We start from the raw sequence: 16632 nt of genomic DNA, 5'->3' as shown, positions 1-16632 counted from the left end.
CCCATGCGGCCGCGGCCGCCGCATGGGCGCTCAGGATGGTCAGGCGTAGCGGCGCAGGATCGCCTGCATCGCCGGCGCCAGGTCAGGACGCTTCAGCGCGAAGGCGACCTGCGCCTCCAGGAAACCGGCCTTGTCGCCGCAGTCGAAACGGCGGCCCTCGTAGCGGACGCCGTGGAAGGGTTGCTGGCCGATCAGCTTGGCCATGCTGTCGGTGAGCTGCACCTCGCCGCCCGCGCCCTTCTCCATCTTCGCGAGATGGCCGATCACCTCCGGCATCAGCACGTAGCGGCCGATGATGGTGAGGTTGGACGGCGCCTGATCGACCGGCGGCTTTTCGACCAGCCCCTTCACGGAGACCAGCCGGCCCATGTCCTTCTCGATATCGAGCACGCCGTACCGGTTCACGCGCTCGCGCGGAACCTCCTCGATCGCGACCACGTTGCCACCGGTCTCGCGATAGGCCTCGGCGAGCTGGGCGGTGCAGGAGACGTCGCACATCATCAGGTCATCGGGCAGCAGGATGGCGAAGGGATCATCGCCGACGAAGGCGCGGGCACACCAGATGGCGTGGCCCAGGCCCATCGGCACCTGCTGGCGCACGGTCGCGATGGCGCCGGGCTGCACCGCCTGGGCACGAAGCGCATCCAGCTCCGCCTGCTTGCCACGCTCGGCGAGCGTCCGCTCAAGCTCGTAGGCGACGTCGAAATGCTCGACGATCGCGGTCTTGCCGCGACCGGAGATGAAGCAGAATTGCTCGATGCCGGCGGCGCGCGCCTCCTCGACCGCATATTGGATCAGCGGCTTGTCGACGACGGGCAGCATCTCCTTCGCCATCGCCTTGGTGGCGGGAAGGAAGCGGGTGCCCAAGCCGGCGACGGGCATGACGGCCTTCTTGAGGGGCTTAAGACTCACGATGCGGCGATTCCTTCGGCGTAGCGTCTGAAGACGGATGGGAACACGGCGCGGCGTCCAATTTGTGGCAGCACCGTCCGGCAGGCACAACCAACCCGTGCTTGCCTCGCTGCAATGCAAAGGCCGGACGGCCCAGGATTCATCGGCATCGCCGCGCATCCCGTACCGTCATCACGATCAGGGCATGGAACGCCCCGCAGGGTCCAGGGTTCCACGCTTCGTGACGAATGAGTTTCAGCGCCGGAGCAGCAGGTCGCGTGCGGCGTTGAGGCGGGCGGCCAGCCAGTCGCTGCCGCCCTGGTCGGGATGCGCGGCGCGCATCATCCGGCGATGCGCGGCGCGGACGGCGTCCTCGCTGGCACCTTCCGCGAGGCCCAGAATGGCCAGCGCCTCGGTCCGGGTCATCGGCGCGTCGGACGCCGGCGGCGGCGATTGCGATGCATCCCGCCAGTCCGGATGGGCACGATCGAGCCAGGCCTCCAGCAGCGGCACACTGTCCGGATCCGTGGCCGCGCATTCGGCGAGCAGATCCAGCGATGCCGCCCGCCCAAGCTCCGCGAGATCCGCGCCGGCGAAGCGTCCGGCCAGTACCCGCCCGGTCATCCGCCCGGTCGCGTGGTCCAGCACCATCTCCAGCATCGCGGTCGCGACCCGTGTCTCCTGTCCGGACGCGCTCTCGCCGCCGAACCGGCGGGCGAAGCGGCGCCCCCGCCACCATTGCCAGAGCACCGGCGCGAAGAGCGCCAGCGCCCAGACGAGCTGGGGTCCACGCCCGGTGGCCAGCAGCAAGGCAGCCATCACGACGCCGAGCGCGGCGGCCCCAGAGGCCAGCCCCTTCTTCACTGCTTCCACCGAGGCACCGGCAAAGACGCGCAGCACGGCCAGCGCCAGCAGCAGCGCGAGGAAGCCGAGCAGCAGTGCGGCGAGGGCCATCAGCGGGGCGCGGGCAATTGGCCCGCGATGCACCGTGCCGCCGCATCCGGAAGCGCCGCCAGCGCCCCGCGCCCACCCGCGGCAAAGACCGCGACGGCGCGCAGCAGGTCGCGCAGCATCGCGGCACTCGCGGGGTCGAAGGGCGCGAAGGCGCCGCCCGACAGGGTCGCGACCTGCCGGAACAGCGACGACGCGGCAGGATCCTCGCCCTCCAGGAAGGCGAAGATGGGCACGCCGCGCAGGCCGAGCTCGCCGGCGGCGTGGCAGATCGGATCCGGCGGCTCTTCGGCGGCGTCGCCCACCATGACGATGGCGGCGAGCTTCTCCGCCCGCGTGGCGTTGAGCGCGTGGCCGAGCATCCGCAGGATCTGGGTCTGGCCGCCGAGGCACCTTACCCCCGCCATGCGGCGGCCGAGCTCTGCGGCATCGGCCAGGAAGGGGGTCGCGGCGCATTCCCCGTAGCCGCGCCAGTAGCAGAGCGATATGGCGAGCCCGCCCAATCCCTGCACGGCCGCGAACATCTCCGCCTGCAGATGGCAGGCCCGGTCCCAGGCCGGCTGCCGGGATGCGGTGGCATCGACCGCGAAGAGCAGCCGGGCCGGCCGGCCGGAGGCAGGGCGCACCGCCGGCATGGCGCCGAGCCGTTCGAGGAAGGCGGCGACATCACGATTGCCGGGTTTGGCGGGCGGCTGAGGCATTTGTGAGATATTGGGCATGGCCCACCCCGATCGCCAGGGATGGCGCCGCCGGCGCTCCTCGGGCATTATTGCGCCCCGTTATCGATAGTTCGGAAGCCCCATGCCGCCCATTCCCGCTGCGCCGAAACTCGCCCTCGCGCTGCTGCTGGCCACCGGGGCGGCACTCGCCCAGAAGCCGGCACCGCTCGCCCCGCCAGGCGCGCCGCAAGGCGGCAAGCCCCCGGCGCTTGGCGCGACGCCGACGCCGGCGCCACTGGTACCGCTGGTGCCAGCGCCATCCCTGCCCGCCCCCGACGCCGCCCGTCGCCCGCCGGCCGTTCCCGCGCCGCAGGCCGTGGCGCCCCTGCCGCCGCCCCCGGCCGATGAGGATCCGGCGATCCGGCGCCTGCGCGCGACCTTCGGTCCCAATGTGCAGATGGCCTACCGGAGCGCCACCGTGCTCGACAGCAGCGCCGGCAGCTTTCGCCTCGACGGCGTCACGCTGCGCCGTCCGGGCGCCGAGGCGACGGTCGATGCGCTCTCCATCACCGGCCAGCGCGAGGACGGCGTGCGGCAGGCGGAGCTGCGGAACCTCGTCACCACCGAACAGGGCGGGCCCCGGGTGACCGTCGCGCAGGCGCGCCTCGACGGCCTGACCATCCGCCGCCCGGCGGTGCCCGGGCAGAACATCACGCCCGATGCCGTCAGCCTCGACCGCTTCTCTCTCGAGGGGCTGCGCGTCGAGAGCGACACGATCGTCAGCGTCGCCAGCCTGACGGTCGAGGATTACGGCCCCGGCCGGCAGACCCGGCTGCGGCTGGAGAATCTCGCGGGCGAAAGGCAGCGCGGCAGCGGCGCCGACGCCTTCGGCCTGGCGCGGCTCGCCGTCAGCGGCGTCGATGTCGCCACCATCTGGACCCAGCTCATCGCCGGAGGCCGGCCGGAACCGACGCCCGGCCGGCTGGAGGCCCTGGCCGAGAACTTCACCCTCTCGGAAGGCGGCCGCGTGCTCGGTGGCGCCGAGAGCCTGCGCATAGAATCCGAGACCGACGCGCAGCTTGCCGGAACCGGCCGGGCCGCGCTCCGCGGGCTGCGGCTCGACGGCGTTCCGCAACTGCAGGATTTCCTGACCCGGCTCGGCTACCAGGCGTTGGTCGGCGATATCACCCTGGAAGGCGGCTACCAGCCGCAGGGTGGCCGGATGACATTGCCGAGCTTCGTCATCGCCGCACCCGGCTTCGGCAGCATCAGCCTGTCCATGGACATGGACGGCGTCGACCGCGACGCCCCGGCGGAGACCCTGATGACACGGATGCGGCTATTGGCGATGGCGATCCGCTATCGCGACGAGGGCCTGTTGCCGCGCGCGCTCCGCATGCAGGCCGCGCAGCAGCGGGTGAACGAGACCCAGCTCCGCGAGCAGATCATCGGCATGGCGAATGCGGTGATCGGCGGACCGGCGGCGGCCGCGCTGCGTGAGCCGATCGAACGCTTCGTGCGCGGCCAGGCGCAGGAGCTGGAGATCACGGCACGGCCGCCCCAGCCGGTGCCGCTGACGGCGCTCTCCGCCCAGCCACCGCGCAATGCGGAAGAAGCGCAGCGCCGCTACGGGCTGACTGCCTCGGCGCGCTGAAAGCCCCCGGGGGAGGAGCGCCCTCCCCCGCCCGTCACCAAGGTCCGGGAGCCGCCTGTGTCCATCCGCGTCCTGAGGACCGTCCTCGCACTGCTGCTGGTCTCCGGCACGGCACTGGCCGAGGCCTCGAACCCGGCGCCTGTCCCGTCGGCAGCCGCGCCTTTGCCAGGCGAGGCCCCGGCGATCCAGCATCTGCGCGCGCTCCTCGGGCCGGAGATCGGGCTGCGCTATCGCAGCGCCACCGTGCTCGATGGCGCGGCCGGCGATGTCCGACTCGAGGATGTGCGGCTCCGCGGACCGGGCTTCGAGATGCTGGTCCGGACATGGACGGCCTTGGGCCAGCGCGAGGATGGAGCGCGGGAATGGCAGCTCGATCCTGTCACCTGGCACGGGGATGACGGGCTGATGCTGTCGGTTCGGCAGGCAAGGCTCTCCGGCCTCGCCATTCGTCAGCCTGCTGCCGGTCAGGCGATGGACCTGGTCGGCCTGATCGGGGCGGTCCGGGTCGATCACCTGTCGCTCGAGGGGGCGGCGCATGGGCTCGGCGAGGTCAGCATTGGCCGCCTTACCCTTGAGGATTACGGCCTCGGCCGGCTGAGCCGGGTGCAGCTCGAGAATCTCGCCGGGCCGTGGGGCAGCGAGGGGCTCGGCGGCTTCAACCTGGCCCGCGCCGGCATGGACGGCTTCGACATCGCCGCCCTGGCGCTGCTGCAGGTGACCGGCACGCCTGCGGGCCCGGCCCGGATGCGCGGCAGCTTCCTGGCCGAAGCCTTCGCCATGGATGAGGCCGGCCGCAGCGTCGCCAGCGCCGGCAGCCTGCGCGGCGAGAGCGATTTCGAGATCGCGGCCGATGGCCGGATCACCTCGGCGGACCGGATGGTGCTGCAGGGGCTGGCGCTGGACGGGGTTGCGGCGGTGCAGGAGCTCCTGACGGAACTCGGCTACCAGGCGCTGCCTGGCGAGATCGCGCTGGAATCCCGCTTCGAGCAGCAGGGTGGCCGGTTCGCCCTCCCCGGCCTCGCGTTCACGCTGCCGGGCTTCGGCCAGATCACCTTCGGCTTCGAAGGGGATGGATTCGACCCCCAGGCGGCGCCGGAGGTGGCCGCGGCGCAGATGCAATTGCTCAGCCTGATGGTGCGATATCGCGACGACGGGCTGCTGCCACGGCTCTTCGCCATGCTGGCCAGGCAGGGGCGCATGACTGTTCCGGCCTTCCGCGCCCAAATCATCGCCCAGCTCGCCGCCCTGCTCGAGGGACCGGCGCTCAGGCCACTGCTCACGCCAGCCAAGCTGTTCCTGAGCGGCCAGGTGCAGGAGCTGGAGGTCGCAGCGCGGCCGCCGGAGCCCTTAGGGCTTGCCGCCTTTGAAGATCCGGGGCTGGACAGCGTCGAGGCCGTGCTGGCTCGCCTGGGGCTTGCCGCCACCGCACGCTGAGAGCCCGTCTGGGAGCGGCGCGGCGGACGAGTGGCGGCGGCCATGCGTGCTTCGTGGGCCGGGTGCCGTTGCCGGGGTGGGCCCAGGGCTTTATAGCGGCGGCGCCCTTCACCACCGAGGTTTCCCGCCCCGTGGCCAGCATCGCCCCTGCCTCCGATACGCCCAACCCCGCCCTTTCTGCCCAGGCCGCGCTGCTGGCCCGCCCCTCGAGCGAGGAGCGCCGCATGGCGGATTGCATTCGGGCGCTCGCCATCGATGCCGTGGAAGCCGCGAAATCCGGCCATCCCGGCATGCCGATGGGCATGGCCGATGCCGCGACGGTGCTGTTCTCCCGCTTCGTGAAGTTCGACGCCGCCGATCCGCGCTGGCCGGACCGCGACCGCTTCGTGCTGAGCGCCGGCCACGGCTCCATGCTGCTCTATTCCCTGCTCCACCTGACCGGGCATGCCGGCATGGGGATCCCGGAGCTGAAGCGCTTCCGCCAGCTCCATTCGCCTGCCGCCGGGCATCCGGAATTCGGCGAGCACCCGGGCATCGAGACCACCACGGGCCCGCTCGGCCAGGGCATCGCGACCTCGGTCGGCATGGCGCTCGCCGAGCGGCTGCTGGCAGCGCGGTTCGGGAAGTCGCTGGTCGATCACCGCACCTGGGTCATCGCCTCGGATGGCGACCTCCAGGAAGGCGTGAGCCATGAGGCGGCCTCGCTCGCCGGCCATCTGGCGCTGTCGAAGCTGACGGTGCTGTGGGACGACAATTCGATCTCGATCGACGGCGACACCGCGCTGTCCTTTACCGACGACACGCTGAAGCGCTTCCAGGCCTATGGCTGGGCGGTCCGCCGCGTCGATGGACATGACCATGAGGCGGTCGCCGCGGCCCTGACCTGGGCGCAGCGCTCCCGCAAGCCGACCCTGATCGCCTGCCGCACCATCATCGGCTTCGGCGCCCCCACCAAGGCGGGGACCGCCGGCAGCCACGGCGCGCCGCTCGGCGAGAAGGAAGCGACGGGGGCCAAGTCGGCGATGGGCTGGAACCACCCGGCCTTCGAGGTACCGGAAGGGCTGCGCGAGCGCTGGGCCACGGTCGGCAGCCGCGGCGCGGGCGCTCGGCGGAGCTGGCTGAAGCGGCTGGCGAACCACCCGCAGCGGGATGAGTTCGAGCGCGCCGTGGTGGGCAAGCTCCCGGAGGGCTGGCACCTGCCGCTCGCGGCGCTGCGCGCCAGGCTCGCCGAGGAGAAGCCCAAGATCGCGACCCGGATCGCGTCGCAGCGCGCGCTGGAGGCCCTGGTGCCGGCTGTGCCGGAGATGGTCGGCGGCTCGGCCGACCTCACCGGGTCCAACAACACCAACGTGAAGGGCGTGCCGAGCGTCGCGCCGGGGAATTTCGCCGGCCGCTACATCCATTACGGCGTGCGCGAGCACGGCATGGCGGCGGCCATGAACGGCATGGCGCTGCATGGCGGCATCATCCCCTATTCCGGCACTTTCCTGGTGTTCTCGGACTACATGCGGCCGGCGATCCGCCTGGCGGCGCTGATGCGCCAGCGGGCGATCCATGTGCTGACCCATGACAGCATCGGCCTCGGCGAGGATGGGCCGACACACCAGCCGGTCGAGCACGTGGCCTCCTTCCGCGCCATGCCGAACGTCTTCGTCTTCCGCCCGGCCGACGCCATGGAGACGGCCGAATGCTGGGAGCTGGCGCTGCGGCGCGCCGATGGCCCGTCCCTGCTCGCGCTGTCGCGGCAGAACCTGCCGGCGCTCCGGACCGATGCCGGCGAGAACCGCTGCGCCCGCGGCGGCTATGTGCTGGAGGAGGCCTCCGGCCCCCGCCGGGCGACGCTGATCGCGACCGGGTCCGAAGTGCACCTGGCCCAGGCCGCCCGCACCGCGCTGGAAGCGGACGGCATCCCGACCGCGCTGGTCTCCCTCCCCTGCTGGGAGCTGTTCGCCCTGCAGGACGAGAGCTATCGGGCCGAGGTGCTGGGCAGCGGGCTCCGGGTCGGCGTCGAGGCGCTGATCGGCTTCGGCTGGGAACGCTGGCTGGGACCGGACGGCGTCTTCATCGGCATGACCGGCTTCGGCGCCAGCGCGCCGGCGGAGCACCTGTTCAAGCATTTCGGCATCACCACTGACGCTATCGTGGCTGCCGTGCGGAAAAAGCTGGGCTAAACGCCATCTTTTTGCCCGGTCCCGACGTTAGGGGCTCAGGGCATCTGAGCCGCTTAGCGCGGCGAAGCGGCCGCGTGTACACTCGCGGCGCATCGGACGGGAAAGGTTCTTCGCCATGGCCGTGAAGGTCGCCATCAATGGGTTCGGGCGCATCGGGCGCCTTGTGCTGCGCGCGATGATCGAAAGCGGGCGCCGCGACGTGGAGTGCATCGCGATCAACGACCTCGGCTCGGTCGAGGCGAACGCGCACCTGCTGCGCTACGACAGCGTGCATGGCCGCTTCCCCGGCGAGGTCGCGGTCGAAGGCAACAGCCTGCTGATCACCGCGAATGGCCGCACCTATGCGCCGATCAAGGTCTCGGCCGAACGCGACCCGACCAAGGTGCCCTTCCAGGGCGTCGACGTCGCGATGGAATGCACCGGCATCTTCGCCTCGAAGGAGAAGGCCTCGGCGCTCCTGACCGCCGGCGCCCGCAAGGTCATCATCTCCGCCCCGGGCGACAATGCCGACGCGACCATCGTCTACGGCGTCAACCACCAGACGCTGACCAATGACATGACGGTGATCTCGAATGCCTCCTGCACCACCAACTGCCTGGCGCCGATCGCCAAGGTACTGCACGACAAGTTCGGCATCCTGCGCGGCTACATGGTGACCATCCACGCCTATACCGGCGACCAGAACACCGTCGACACGCTGCACAAGGACCTGCACCGCGCCCGCGCGGCGGCGGTCTCGGCGATCCCGACCTCGACGGGTGCCGCGAAGGCGGTCGGCCTCGTGCTGCCGGAGCTGAAGGGCAAGCTGGACGGCACCGCGATCCGCATCCCGACGCCGAACGTCTCCCTGGTTTCGCTCGACTTCGTGCCGCGCGCCGAGGGCGTGACGAAGGAGGCGGTGAATGCCGCGATGAAGGCCGCTTCCGAGAGCGGACCGCTGAAGGGCATCCTCGCCTACAATACGGCGCCGCTGGTCTCCATCGACTTCAACCACGACCCGCATTCCTCGACCTTCGACGCGACGCAGACGCAGGTGGTCGATGGCGGGCTCGTGCGGGTGATGTCCTGGTACGACAACGAGTGGGGCTTCTCGAACCGCATGAGCGATACGGCGGCTTTGTTTGGGTCGCTCTGAGTTCGTGAGGGTCCTGCCGGCGCCGCCGGGTCTTTGTTAGGCCTCAGGCGCCGGCGCCGGCATCCGCCGGCTTGGCTTTCGCGCGGTCGGGTGTGCGCCCGGCGCGGCTGACAGCCGCGCGCGGGCCGCATTCGCGGCCTCGGTCTGCATCGGCTTCGCCTCGCAGCCCGGCCTTTCCAGTAGCGGCCTGCGGCCGCGGGGTTTCGCTCGTGATTGGAGTTGGGAATGCCGGCTTTTCTGACGCTTGATGACCTCGATCCGCGCGGGAAACGCGTGCTGTTGCGGGCGGATCTGAACCTGCCGGTGAGGGATGGGCAGATCACCGACCGCACCCGGATCGAGCGGCTGGTACCGACCATCCTGGAGCTGGCGGAGAAGGGCGGCCGGGTCGTGGTGTGCAGCCATTTCGATCGGCCCAAGGGCAAGCGCGTGCCGGAGATGTCGCTGCGGCCGATGGCCGCGGCGCTGGCCCAGGCGCTCGGCCGGCCGGTCGGCTTCGCCGAGGACTGCATCGGCGAAGCCGCCGAAGCCGCGGTGGCGAAGCTCGCGGATGGCGAGGTGCTGCTGCTCGAGAACACCCGCTTCCATGCCGGGGAGGAGAAGAACGACCCGGCGCTCGCAGCCGGCCTCGCGAAGCTCGCGGACGCCTATGTGAACGACGCCTTCTCGGCGGCGCATCGCGCGCATGCGAGCACGGAGGGCGTGGCGCATCTGGTCCCGGCCTATGCCGGGCGGCTGATGCAGGCGGAGCTGGAGGCGCTGGACGCGGCGCTCGGCAATCCGGCGCGGCCGGTGGTCGCGATCGTCGGCGGCGCCAAGGTGAGCACCAAGCTCGACCTGCTCGGGAACCTCTCGAAGAGGGTCGATGTGCTGGTGATCGGCGGCGCCATGGCCAACACCTTCCTCGCGGCCCAGGGCCACGGCATGGGCCGCTCGCTGCAGGAAGCCGAGATGCACGATACGGCGCGGCGGATCCTGGAGGAGGCGCAGGGTGCCGGCTGCGACATCCTGCTGCCGAGCGACCTGGTCGTCGCCGCCGAGTTCAAACCCAATCCGGCGACGCAGACGGTGCCGGTCGACGGCGTGCCGGCGGAGATGATGGCGCTCGATGTCGGGCCGGACACGGCGGCGGCGGTCGAGGCACGGCTGCGCCAGGCCTCGACCTTGGTGTGGAACGGGCCCTTTGGCGCTTTCGAGACCCCGCCCTTCGACGCGGCGACGGTGGCGGTTGCCGCGACCGTGGGCGCGCTGACCACCGCGGGCGGGCTGAAATCGATCGGCGGCGGCGGCGACACCGTGGCGGCACTCCGCCACGCCGGCGTGGCGGAGCGGATGACCTATGTCTCCACCGCCGGCGGCGCTTTCCTGGAATGGCTGGAAGGCAAGACCCTGCCAGGCGTCGCAGCGCTGCAGAGCGCGGCGCAAAGCAAGACGGGCTGACAACCTCTCAAGCAATCGCGGCCGCAGGCCGCCATCCATTCCGGCGGGCTGCGAGGCGCAGCCGATGCAGACCGAGGCCGCGAATGCGGCCCGCGCGGCGTCGCGCGAAAGAAGGCCGCGGATGCGGCCGCCGGCGTTTGAGGCCCAAGAAAAGCCTTAGGTGCGGCTACGCCTCACCTAAGGGATCCGTGCCAGCGCAGCAGGCGCAGGGCTCCGCTCTCGATCAGCCGCAGCCGCAACAGCCAGGCCTCCGCCTCGGCGACCAGGGCGGCCGCCTGCAGGCGGGTCGGGCGCGAGGGAGACTCCGACAGGACGCGCAGCAGCCTGGTCCAGGCTTGCAGAACCGCCGCCGCATGGGCCGCACCCTCATCCTGCACCACATGGGTCTGGAAGCCGGCAGCGCTGAAAGCGGCGACGGCGGCGCGTTCGGATGGCGGCGACCCGCGACGCTCCATGCGCAACCAGCGGCTATGGCCGGGGTCGATTGCCGCGCCGTCCCGGGCGACCAGGTCGAACAGCACGATCTGCGCGCCGGGCCGCAGCGCGGCGGCCACGGCGGGCAGCAGCCGGGGCGGCGCGGCACCGTCGCGGAACGGCTCCAGCAGCAGGGCGTGATTCTGGCGTCCCTGGCGGAAACTCGGGGCGATCGGGGTCCACTTGGCCGCCTCCACGCGCTGCGGCGGCTCGCGGCGGCCGATGGTGGGCGGCGGTGGTGGGGTCGGCTCCGCCTCGGTGTCATGGGCGGCGACCCAGGCGCCCCGTGCCTCGGCGACGATATTGCCCGCAGCGGTGGCGCCGCGGCCGACCAGCAGCAGCGTGGTTGCCGGCGAAAGCGGCAGCAGGGCGGCGAGGCGCATGATCGCCTCCGCACCACCCGGTGTCGCGAGGCCTGCCCCCCAGAGGTGATCGCCCCAGGCCGGTTGCTCGATCGGCAGCGGCGACTGAGGCGGGGGCGCGGCCGGTGCCTGCGCGACGCTGCGCGACGCCGCGACCAGCGGCGCCGAGGCCGGCACGACGGCCGAGCGCCCGAGCAGCGACCGCAGGCCACGCGCCGATCGGTCAGGCTTGATGGGGGGAGGGGCAGCAGACACGTCCGCAGTGGACCACGCCTGGGTGAAACAAGGGTTACTGAAGAACTTCCAGCTCGTGAGCGCGGAGCGCGGTCATCTCCAGCCGGCAGGCAGCCGCAGTGATGAGGCCAAGCGAGCCGCCGCCGGACTCCACCCCCGCCCTGGCCGCACAGGCGCGGTCGCGATAGGCGATCCAGGCCCGCTGCGCGTCCCGCAACTGGTCCTTGGCGGCAGGGGTGACTTCCGGGGCGCTCATGATCCTCTGATAGGCCCGGTTCAGGCGCGCATCCCAGAGGGCGTATTCCTGCCCATGGCAATCGACCATGGCGGCGGTCGTGCTGCCGGCCTTGTCCAGGCAGGCCTGGAGTGCCGGCGAATAGCGGATGCGAAGCTCGACATCCGCATTCTGCGCCAGGGCCGGGAGCGGCGCCGCCAGCAGTAGCGCAAGGAGGATGCGCCGCATCGCTCAGCGCCGCCCCTGTGCGCGGCCAGGCGCCCAGACCGGGTCCGGCGTGGTCCAGAGCACTTCGTCGCGCATGGCGCGCGCCAGCCCCTCGGCGATCACGGCCGCCAGGCGGGCGCCCTTCTCGGCGGTCGCGGCCGGCGGGTTGCCGCGCACGCCGGTGACCGGGGCCCGTTCCTCGAAGGACCAGAAGCGGGTCACCAGGGGATTGCCGAGATTGCCGCCCTGGGACGCCGCGCCCGCCACCTTGTCCTGGCGGACCTGCGCGGCGTCGAGATGCAACCAGAGCGCCGTCTCCGCCTCGCAAGCATGCTGCACGCCGGGCTGGGTTTCCAGGATTTCCGCGATCTCCTGGGCCGCGACCCGGGGCAGCGAGGTGGTGGCGACGGGGATGCCAAATTCATGCGCCATCTCGCGGGAAGCGACGGCCAGCGGCTCGATATTGCCGCCATGGCTGTTGACCAGGAACAGGCGCCTGAAGCCGCAGGCGATGATCGAGCGCGCGACGCAGCGCAGCACGCCGGCGAAGGTCGCGTAGTCCAAGCTGATGGTTCCGCCGAAGGGGAAATGGTGCTCCGAAAGCCCCATCCACATCGGCGGCAGCACCACCGCCGGCACATCGCGCGCGATCTCCGCGGCGCGAACCGCCATGGCGTGGCCGAGCGCGCTGTCGGTCCAGACCGGCAGATGCGGGCCATGCTGTTCCAGGCTGGCGACCGGCAGCACCACCAGCGCATTGCGGGCGGCGAGCGCGTTGATCTCGGGCGCCGTCAGGCGTTCCCAGCGGACCTCCTCGGTCATCAGCCCCGCCCCATCATGTAGAATTCGTCGTTCGGCCGGAGGCTGGTGAAGTTGGCGAGACGGTTGGACATGCCGAAGAAGGCGGCGATCGCCGCGATGTCCCAGACTTCGTCATCGGTGAAGCCGGCCTTGCGCAGCGCCGCCCGATCCGCATCGTCGGTCTCGTTCGCGCGATGGGTTATCTTCATGGCGAATTCCAGCATGGCGCGCTCGCGCGGCGTGATGTCGGCCTTCCGCCAATTGGCCGCGACCTGCTCCGCGATCAGGGGATTCTTGGCGCGGATGCGCAGGATCGCGCCATGCGCGATGACGCAGTACTGGCACTGGTTGGCGGCGCTGATCGCGACCACGATCATCTCGCGCTCGGCCTTGGTCAGCCCCTCCTTCTTGTCCATCAGGGCGTCGTGATAGGCCATGAAGGCGCGGAATTCCTCGGGCCGGTAGGCCAGCATGAGGAAGACGTTGGGGATGAAGCCGGATTTCTCCTGCACCGTCTCGATACGGGCGCGGATGTCGTCCGGCATGTCCTTCAGCTTGGGGACGGGATAGCGGCTGACGGGCGGCGCTTTGGCCATGGAGCGGTTCCTTGGGACTGGCCCGATGCATGATCCGTTCGCGTCCGCTCACGGTCACGCATCGCGATTTTCTCTGATCGCGTGATTCAGACCTTCGGCCTATCGGCCTCCGGCCATCGCGCTCATTCAACCCCCATCAGGCTCCGCGCGAAATCCCTCGCTTCGAAGGGCCGGAGATCGGCGGCCTTCTCGCCGACGCCGACCACATGCACGGGAATGGCGAATTCCTGCGCCAGCGCCACCACGACGCCGCCCTTGGCCGAGCCGTCGAGCTTGGTCACGGCGAGGCCGGTGACGTTCACCATCTCGGAGAAGACCTTGGCCTGCTGGATCGCGTTCTGGCCGGTGGTGGCGTCCAGCACCAGCAGCACCGAATGTGGCGCTGTCTCGTCCACGCGCTTGATGATGCGGACGATCTTGCGCAGCTCCTCCATCAGTGCCGATTTGTTGTGTAGGCGCCCGGCGGTATCGACCAGCAGCACGTCGGTACCGGCGGTGCGCGCCGCGGTCAGCGCATCGAAGGCGAGGCCGGCGGCATCCGCGCCGGGCTTGGCCGGGGCGGCGAGGCCGGCGCCGGTGCGGTCCGCCCAGACCTGGAGCTGCTCGACCGCCGCGGCGCGAAAGGTGTCGCCGGCGACGAAGGTGCAGGTGAGGCCCTGGTCGCGATATTGCTGGCCGAGCTTGGCGATGGTGGTGGTCTTGCCGGTGCCGTTGACGCCGACCACCAGCACCACATGCGGCTTCAGCGCGCGGTCGATGACCAGCGGCTGCGCGACCGGGGCGAGGATGGCGGCGATGCTCTCGGCCAGTGCCTGCTTCACCTCCTCCGAGGTCACTTCCTTGCCGAATCGGGTCCTGCGGAAGTCGCCCACGATGCGGCGTGCGGCGGCGACGCCGAGATCGGCGGCGATCAGCGTCTCCTCCAGCTCCTCCAATGCCTCCTCATCGAGGCGGCGCTTGGCAAAGAGGCTGCCGACATTCTCGGTGAGGCGAGCGGCGGACCGGGACAGGCCGGATTTGAGACGGGAGAACCAGCCGCTCTTCTCTTCCACGGCGGGCGGTGGCGGAAGCTCCGGTTCCAGCGGGGCGGGCGGAGGCTCAGCCGCGATGGGGGCCGGCGGCGGCGATGCCGGTTCCGGCGCAGGCGGCTCCGGCGGCAGCGCCTCGGCGGGCGGCGGCTCCGGCGCCTGGCCGTCCGGGGCGGGCTTGCCCTCCTCACGGCCGGTGAAGCGGCTCCAGAGGGATTTCAGCGCCATCAGGCAGCCTCCGCCAGCAATCCTTGCGGCTCCAGGCCGGTGACGCGGAGCCGCCGCAGCTCACCCGGCGTCCCGGCGGCGCCGAGCAGGCGCAGCGGCGCGAAGTGCTCGGTGTGGCCGCGATCGCCCTTCTCCAGGAGCACGCTCTCTTCCCGCCCCAGCCGGGTCGTGAAGAGGCGCTGGGCGGCACGCGCGCCCGCCTCCCGCAGCCGCGCCGCGCGCTCGCGCCGGAGCGCCACCGGAAGCTGCGGCATCTTGGCGGCCGGTGTGCCGGGGCGGGCGGAGAAGGGGAAGACGTGCAGGAAGGACAGGCCGCAGGCCTCGACCAGGTCCAGCATCTCGGTGAAATGCTCTTCGGTCTCGGTCGGGAAGCCGGCGATCAGGTCGGCGCCGAAGACGATGTCGGGGCGCAGCGCGCGCGCGCGGCGCGCCAGCGCGATGGCGTCGGCCCGGAGGTGCCGGCGCTTCATGCGCTTCAGGATCAGGTCGGCGCCGTGCTGCAATGACAGGTGCAGATGCGGCATCAGGCGCGGCTCGCTGCCGACCAGGCGCCACAGATCCTCATCCATCTCGACTGGATCGAGGGAGGAAAGCCGCAGCCGCGGCAGCTCCGGCACCAGGGCCAGCAGCCGGCGCACCATCTGACCGAGCCGCGGCTGGCCCGGCAGGTCCGGGCCGTAGCTGGTGATATCGACGCCGGTCAGCACGACTTCGCGGTAGCCGGCGGCGACCAGCACCCGCACCTGCTCCACCACCGCGCCGATCGGCACGCTGCGCGACGGGCCGCGGCCATAGGGGATGACGCAGAAGGTGCAGCGGTGATCGCAGCCCTGCTGCACCTGCACGAAGGCCCGCGCCCGACCGGCGAATTCGGTGACGAGGTGCGCCGCTGTCTCGCGCGCCGCCATGATGTCGGTGACCGGCGTCGGTGGCGCGTCCAGCGCCCAGGTCTCCGGCTTCAGCTTCTCGGCATTGCCGATGACGCGGGTGACGCCGGGCAGCCCGGCCCAGGCATCGGGCGCGATCTGCGCGGCGCAGCCGGTGACGATGATCGGCGTGCCGGGATTCTCCCGGCCGGCGCGGCGGATCGCCTGGCGCGCCTGACGCTCGGCCTCCGCGGTGACGGCACAGGTGTTGACGATGATGGCGCCGCGATGCCCGGCCCTGGTCGCCAGGTCCCGCATCGCCGCACTCTCATAGGTGTTGAGGCGGCAGCCGAAGGTCAGCATGCGCGGGCCGTCCGCGCCGCCGCTCTCCTCGGCCTCCAGGCTGTGCTCGCCGGTCATGGCAGGGTGAGGCTGCCGGTGAAGGCCGTGGCGACCGGGCCTTCCATCAGGACATGGCCGTCGCTCTCCCGCCATTCCAGGACCAGGTCGCCGCCGGGCATGGTGATGGTCGCCCGCCGGCCGGTGAGCCCGCGGCGATGCGCGTTCACGATGGTGGCGCAGGCGCCGGAGCCGCAGGCCAAGGTCATGCCGGCGCCGCGCTCCCACATCACCAGCTTCAGGTGGTCCGGCGCCAGGACCTGGGCGAAGCCGATATTCGCCCGCTCCGGAAAGGCCGCGTGATGCTCGAGGCGCGGCCCGATCGTCGCCACATCCAGCGCCGCGACATCGGGCACGAAGAAGGTCGCGTGCGGATTGCCCATGGAGCAGGCGGCCGGCGCCGCGACCGGGCCCTCCACGATATCCAGCGCCAGCGTGTCCGCCTCGCGCGCCAGCGGCACGTCCCGCCAGCCCAGGCGCGGGGCGCCCATGTCGGCGACCACCCGGTCCGGCCCCAGGATCGTGCAGGGCAGGTCGCCGGCGACCGTCCGGACCACGACCTGCGTCTTCCCGGTCTCCGCCGCGATCAGGGAAGCGACGCAGCGCGTGGCATTGCCGCAGGCCTGCGCCTCGGAGGCATCCGGGTTGCGGATGCGCATGAAGACATCCGCCCCCTGGCCCCCCGGCTCCAGGCTGATGAGCTGGTCGCAGCCGATGCCGAAATGCCGGTCGGCGATCAGGCGGCTGCGCGCATCCGTCAGGCCGAGCGGCGCGGCACGCTCGTCCAGCACGACGAAGTCGTTGCCCAGCCCATGCATCTTGCGGAAGGCGACCATGGCAGGGATATGCCCTGCCGGCGCGCCGCAT

The 16632-nt window shown here is 71.3% G+C and carries 15 protein-coding genes; 5 read left to right on the top strand and 10 right to left on the bottom strand.

Annotated features, from left to right (window positions below; translation table 11 throughout):
* Positions 1-39 precede the first annotated feature (39 nt).
* The 3 genes from galU to GXW71_RS01455 all read right to left on the bottom strand — a co-directional run bounded on the left by galU (position 40) and on the right by GXW71_RS01455 (position 2543).
* On the bottom strand, positions 40-912 hold the full coding sequence (galU, locus tag GXW71_RS01465; RefSeq protein ID WP_367615997.1) for a UTP--glucose-1-phosphate uridylyltransferase GalU: 873 nt from the start codon (positions 910-912) through the stop codon (positions 40-42).
* A gap of 234 nt (positions 913-1146) precedes the next feature.
* Complete coding sequence (locus GXW71_RS01460) at positions 1147-1845, bottom strand: J domain-containing protein (protein WP_246526178.1); 699 nt, start codon at positions 1843-1845, stop codon at positions 1147-1149.
* Positions 1845-2543, bottom strand: coding sequence for a vWA domain-containing protein (locus GXW71_RS01455; RefSeq protein ID WP_211850598.1), 699 nt, complete (start codon positions 2541-2543; stop codon positions 1845-1847). Before GXW71_RS01455 ends, GXW71_RS01460 begins: the two co-directional genes overlap by 1 nt.
* Before the next feature lie 100 nt (positions 2544-2643).
* Between GXW71_RS01455 and GXW71_RS01450 the strand changes: the two genes are divergently transcribed.
* From GXW71_RS01450 to GXW71_RS01430, 5 genes are all read left to right on the top strand, one after another.
* Positions 2644-4155 (top strand): hypothetical protein, encoded by a 1512-nt coding sequence (locus tag GXW71_RS01450; protein WP_211850597.1) that lies wholly within the window; start codon positions 2644-2646, stop codon positions 4153-4155.
* A 57-nt stretch (positions 4156-4212) separates the two neighbouring features.
* Positions 4213-5589, top strand: a complete 1377-nt coding sequence (locus GXW71_RS01445; RefSeq protein WP_211850596.1) for a hypothetical protein — start codon at positions 4213-4215, stop codon at positions 5587-5589.
* 224 nt (positions 5590-5813) lie between these two features.
* A complete protein-coding gene (gene tkt / locus GXW71_RS01440) occupies positions 5814-7760 on the top strand; it encodes a transketolase (RefSeq protein WP_246526203.1) in 1947 nt (648 codons plus the stop codon).
* Between the two features lie 115 nt (positions 7761-7875).
* A complete protein-coding gene (gene gap, locus GXW71_RS01435; RefSeq protein ID WP_211850594.1) occupies positions 7876-8895 on the top strand; it encodes a type I glyceraldehyde-3-phosphate dehydrogenase in 1020 nt (339 codons plus the stop codon).
* Between the two features lie 225 nt (positions 8896-9120).
* On the top strand, positions 9121-10335 hold the full coding sequence (locus tag GXW71_RS01430; RefSeq protein WP_211850593.1) for a phosphoglycerate kinase: 1215 nt from the start codon (positions 9121-9123) through the stop codon (positions 10333-10335).
* A 173-nt stretch (positions 10336-10508) separates the two neighbouring features.
* On the opposite strand, the gene GXW71_RS01425 is transcribed toward GXW71_RS01430, so the two are convergent.
* The 7 genes from GXW71_RS01425 to dapF all read right to left on the bottom strand — a co-directional run bounded on the left by GXW71_RS01425 (position 10509) and on the right by dapF (position 16601).
* The gene (locus GXW71_RS01425) at positions 10509-11348 is read right to left on the bottom strand and encodes a hypothetical protein (RefSeq protein ID WP_211850592.1); all 840 of its coding nucleotides are present in this window, start codon (positions 11346-11348) and stop codon (positions 10509-10511) included.
* A gap of 112 nt (positions 11349-11460) precedes the next feature.
* Positions 11461-11868 carry a lysozyme inhibitor LprI family protein gene (locus tag GXW71_RS01420; RefSeq protein ID WP_211850591.1) on the bottom strand — a complete coding sequence of 136 codons (408 nt, stop codon included), beginning with the start codon at positions 11866-11868 and terminating at the stop codon, positions 11461-11463.
* Positions 11869-11871: 3 nt separating this feature from the next.
* Entirely contained in the window at positions 11872-12669 is a 798-nt protein-coding gene (locus GXW71_RS01415) for a creatininase family protein (RefSeq protein WP_211850590.1), read from the bottom strand.
* Positions 12669-13244: a peroxidase-related enzyme gene (locus GXW71_RS01410; protein ID WP_211850589.1), complete on the bottom strand. Its 576-nt coding sequence runs from the start codon at positions 13242-13244 to the stop codon at positions 12669-12671. The genes GXW71_RS01415 and GXW71_RS01410 overlap by 1 nt, the downstream gene beginning before the upstream one ends.
* 122 nt (positions 13245-13366) lie before the next feature.
* Positions 13367-14500, bottom strand: a complete 1134-nt coding sequence (gene ftsY / locus GXW71_RS01405; RefSeq protein WP_211850588.1) for a signal recognition particle-docking protein FtsY — start codon at positions 14498-14500, stop codon at positions 13367-13369.
* Entirely contained in the window at positions 14500-15786 is a 1287-nt protein-coding gene (gene mtaB / locus GXW71_RS01400; RefSeq protein WP_211850587.1) for a tRNA (N(6)-L-threonylcarbamoyladenosine(37)-C(2))-methylthiotransferase MtaB, read from the bottom strand. Before mtaB ends, ftsY begins: the two co-directional genes overlap by 1 nt.
* On the bottom strand, positions 15783-16601 hold the full coding sequence (gene dapF, locus GXW71_RS01395; RefSeq protein ID WP_211850586.1) for a diaminopimelate epimerase: 819 nt from the start codon (positions 16599-16601) through the stop codon (positions 15783-15785). The genes mtaB and dapF overlap by 4 nt, the downstream gene beginning before the upstream one ends.
* Positions 16602-16632 lie beyond the last annotated feature (31 nt).

This window comes from Plastoroseomonas hellenica (assembly GCF_018129085.1).
In the GTDB taxonomy this organism is placed as follows: domain Bacteria; phylum Pseudomonadota; class Alphaproteobacteria; order Acetobacterales; family Acetobacteraceae; genus Plastoroseomonas; species Plastoroseomonas hellenica.
The sequence above is the reverse complement of the archived record's forward strand: the minus strand, read 5'-3'. Positions and strand labels throughout refer to the sequence as shown.

Excerpts from the sequence above, each read along its gene's own strand:
- GXW71_RS01460 (WP_246526178.1), bottom strand. The coding sequence starts at position 1,845 with ATGGCCCTCGCCGCACTGCTGCTCGGCTTCCTCGCGCTGCTGCTGGCG.
- GXW71_RS01455 (WP_211850598.1), bottom strand. The coding sequence starts at position 2,543 with ATGCCTCAGCCGCCCGCCAAACCCGGCAATCGTGATGTCGCCGCCTTC.
- GXW71_RS01450 (WP_211850597.1), top strand. The coding sequence starts at position 2,644 with ATGCCGCCCATTCCCGCTGCGCCGAAACTCGCCCTCGCGCTGCTGCTG.
- tkt (WP_246526203.1), top strand. The coding sequence starts at position 5,814 with ATGGCGGATTGCATTCGGGCGCTCGCCATCGATGCCGTGGAAGCCGCG.
- gap (WP_211850594.1), top strand. The coding sequence starts at position 7,876 with ATGGCCGTGAAGGTCGCCATCAATGGGTTCGGGCGCATCGGGCGCCTT.
- GXW71_RS01430 (WP_211850593.1), top strand. The coding sequence starts at position 9,121 with ATGCCGGCTTTTCTGACGCTTGATGACCTCGATCCGCGCGGGAAACGC.
- GXW71_RS01420 (WP_211850591.1), bottom strand. The coding sequence starts at position 11,868 with ATGCGGCGCATCCTCCTTGCGCTACTGCTGGCGGCGCCGCTCCCGGCC.
- GXW71_RS01415 (WP_211850590.1), bottom strand. The coding sequence starts at position 12,669 with ATGACCGAGGAGGTCCGCTGGGAACGCCTGACGGCGCCCGAGATCAAC.
- GXW71_RS01410 (WP_211850589.1), bottom strand. The coding sequence starts at position 13,244 with ATGGCCAAAGCGCCGCCCGTCAGCCGCTATCCCGTCCCCAAGCTGAAG.
- ftsY (WP_211850588.1), bottom strand. The coding sequence starts at position 14,500 with ATGGCGCTGAAATCCCTCTGGAGCCGCTTCACCGGCCGTGAGGAGGGC.
- mtaB (WP_211850587.1), bottom strand. The coding sequence starts at position 15,786 with ATGACCGGCGAGCACAGCCTGGAGGCCGAGGAGAGCGGCGGCGCGGAC.
- dapF (WP_211850586.1), bottom strand. The coding sequence starts at position 16,601 with ATGGTCGCCTTCCGCAAGATGCATGGGCTGGGCAACGACTTCGTCGTG.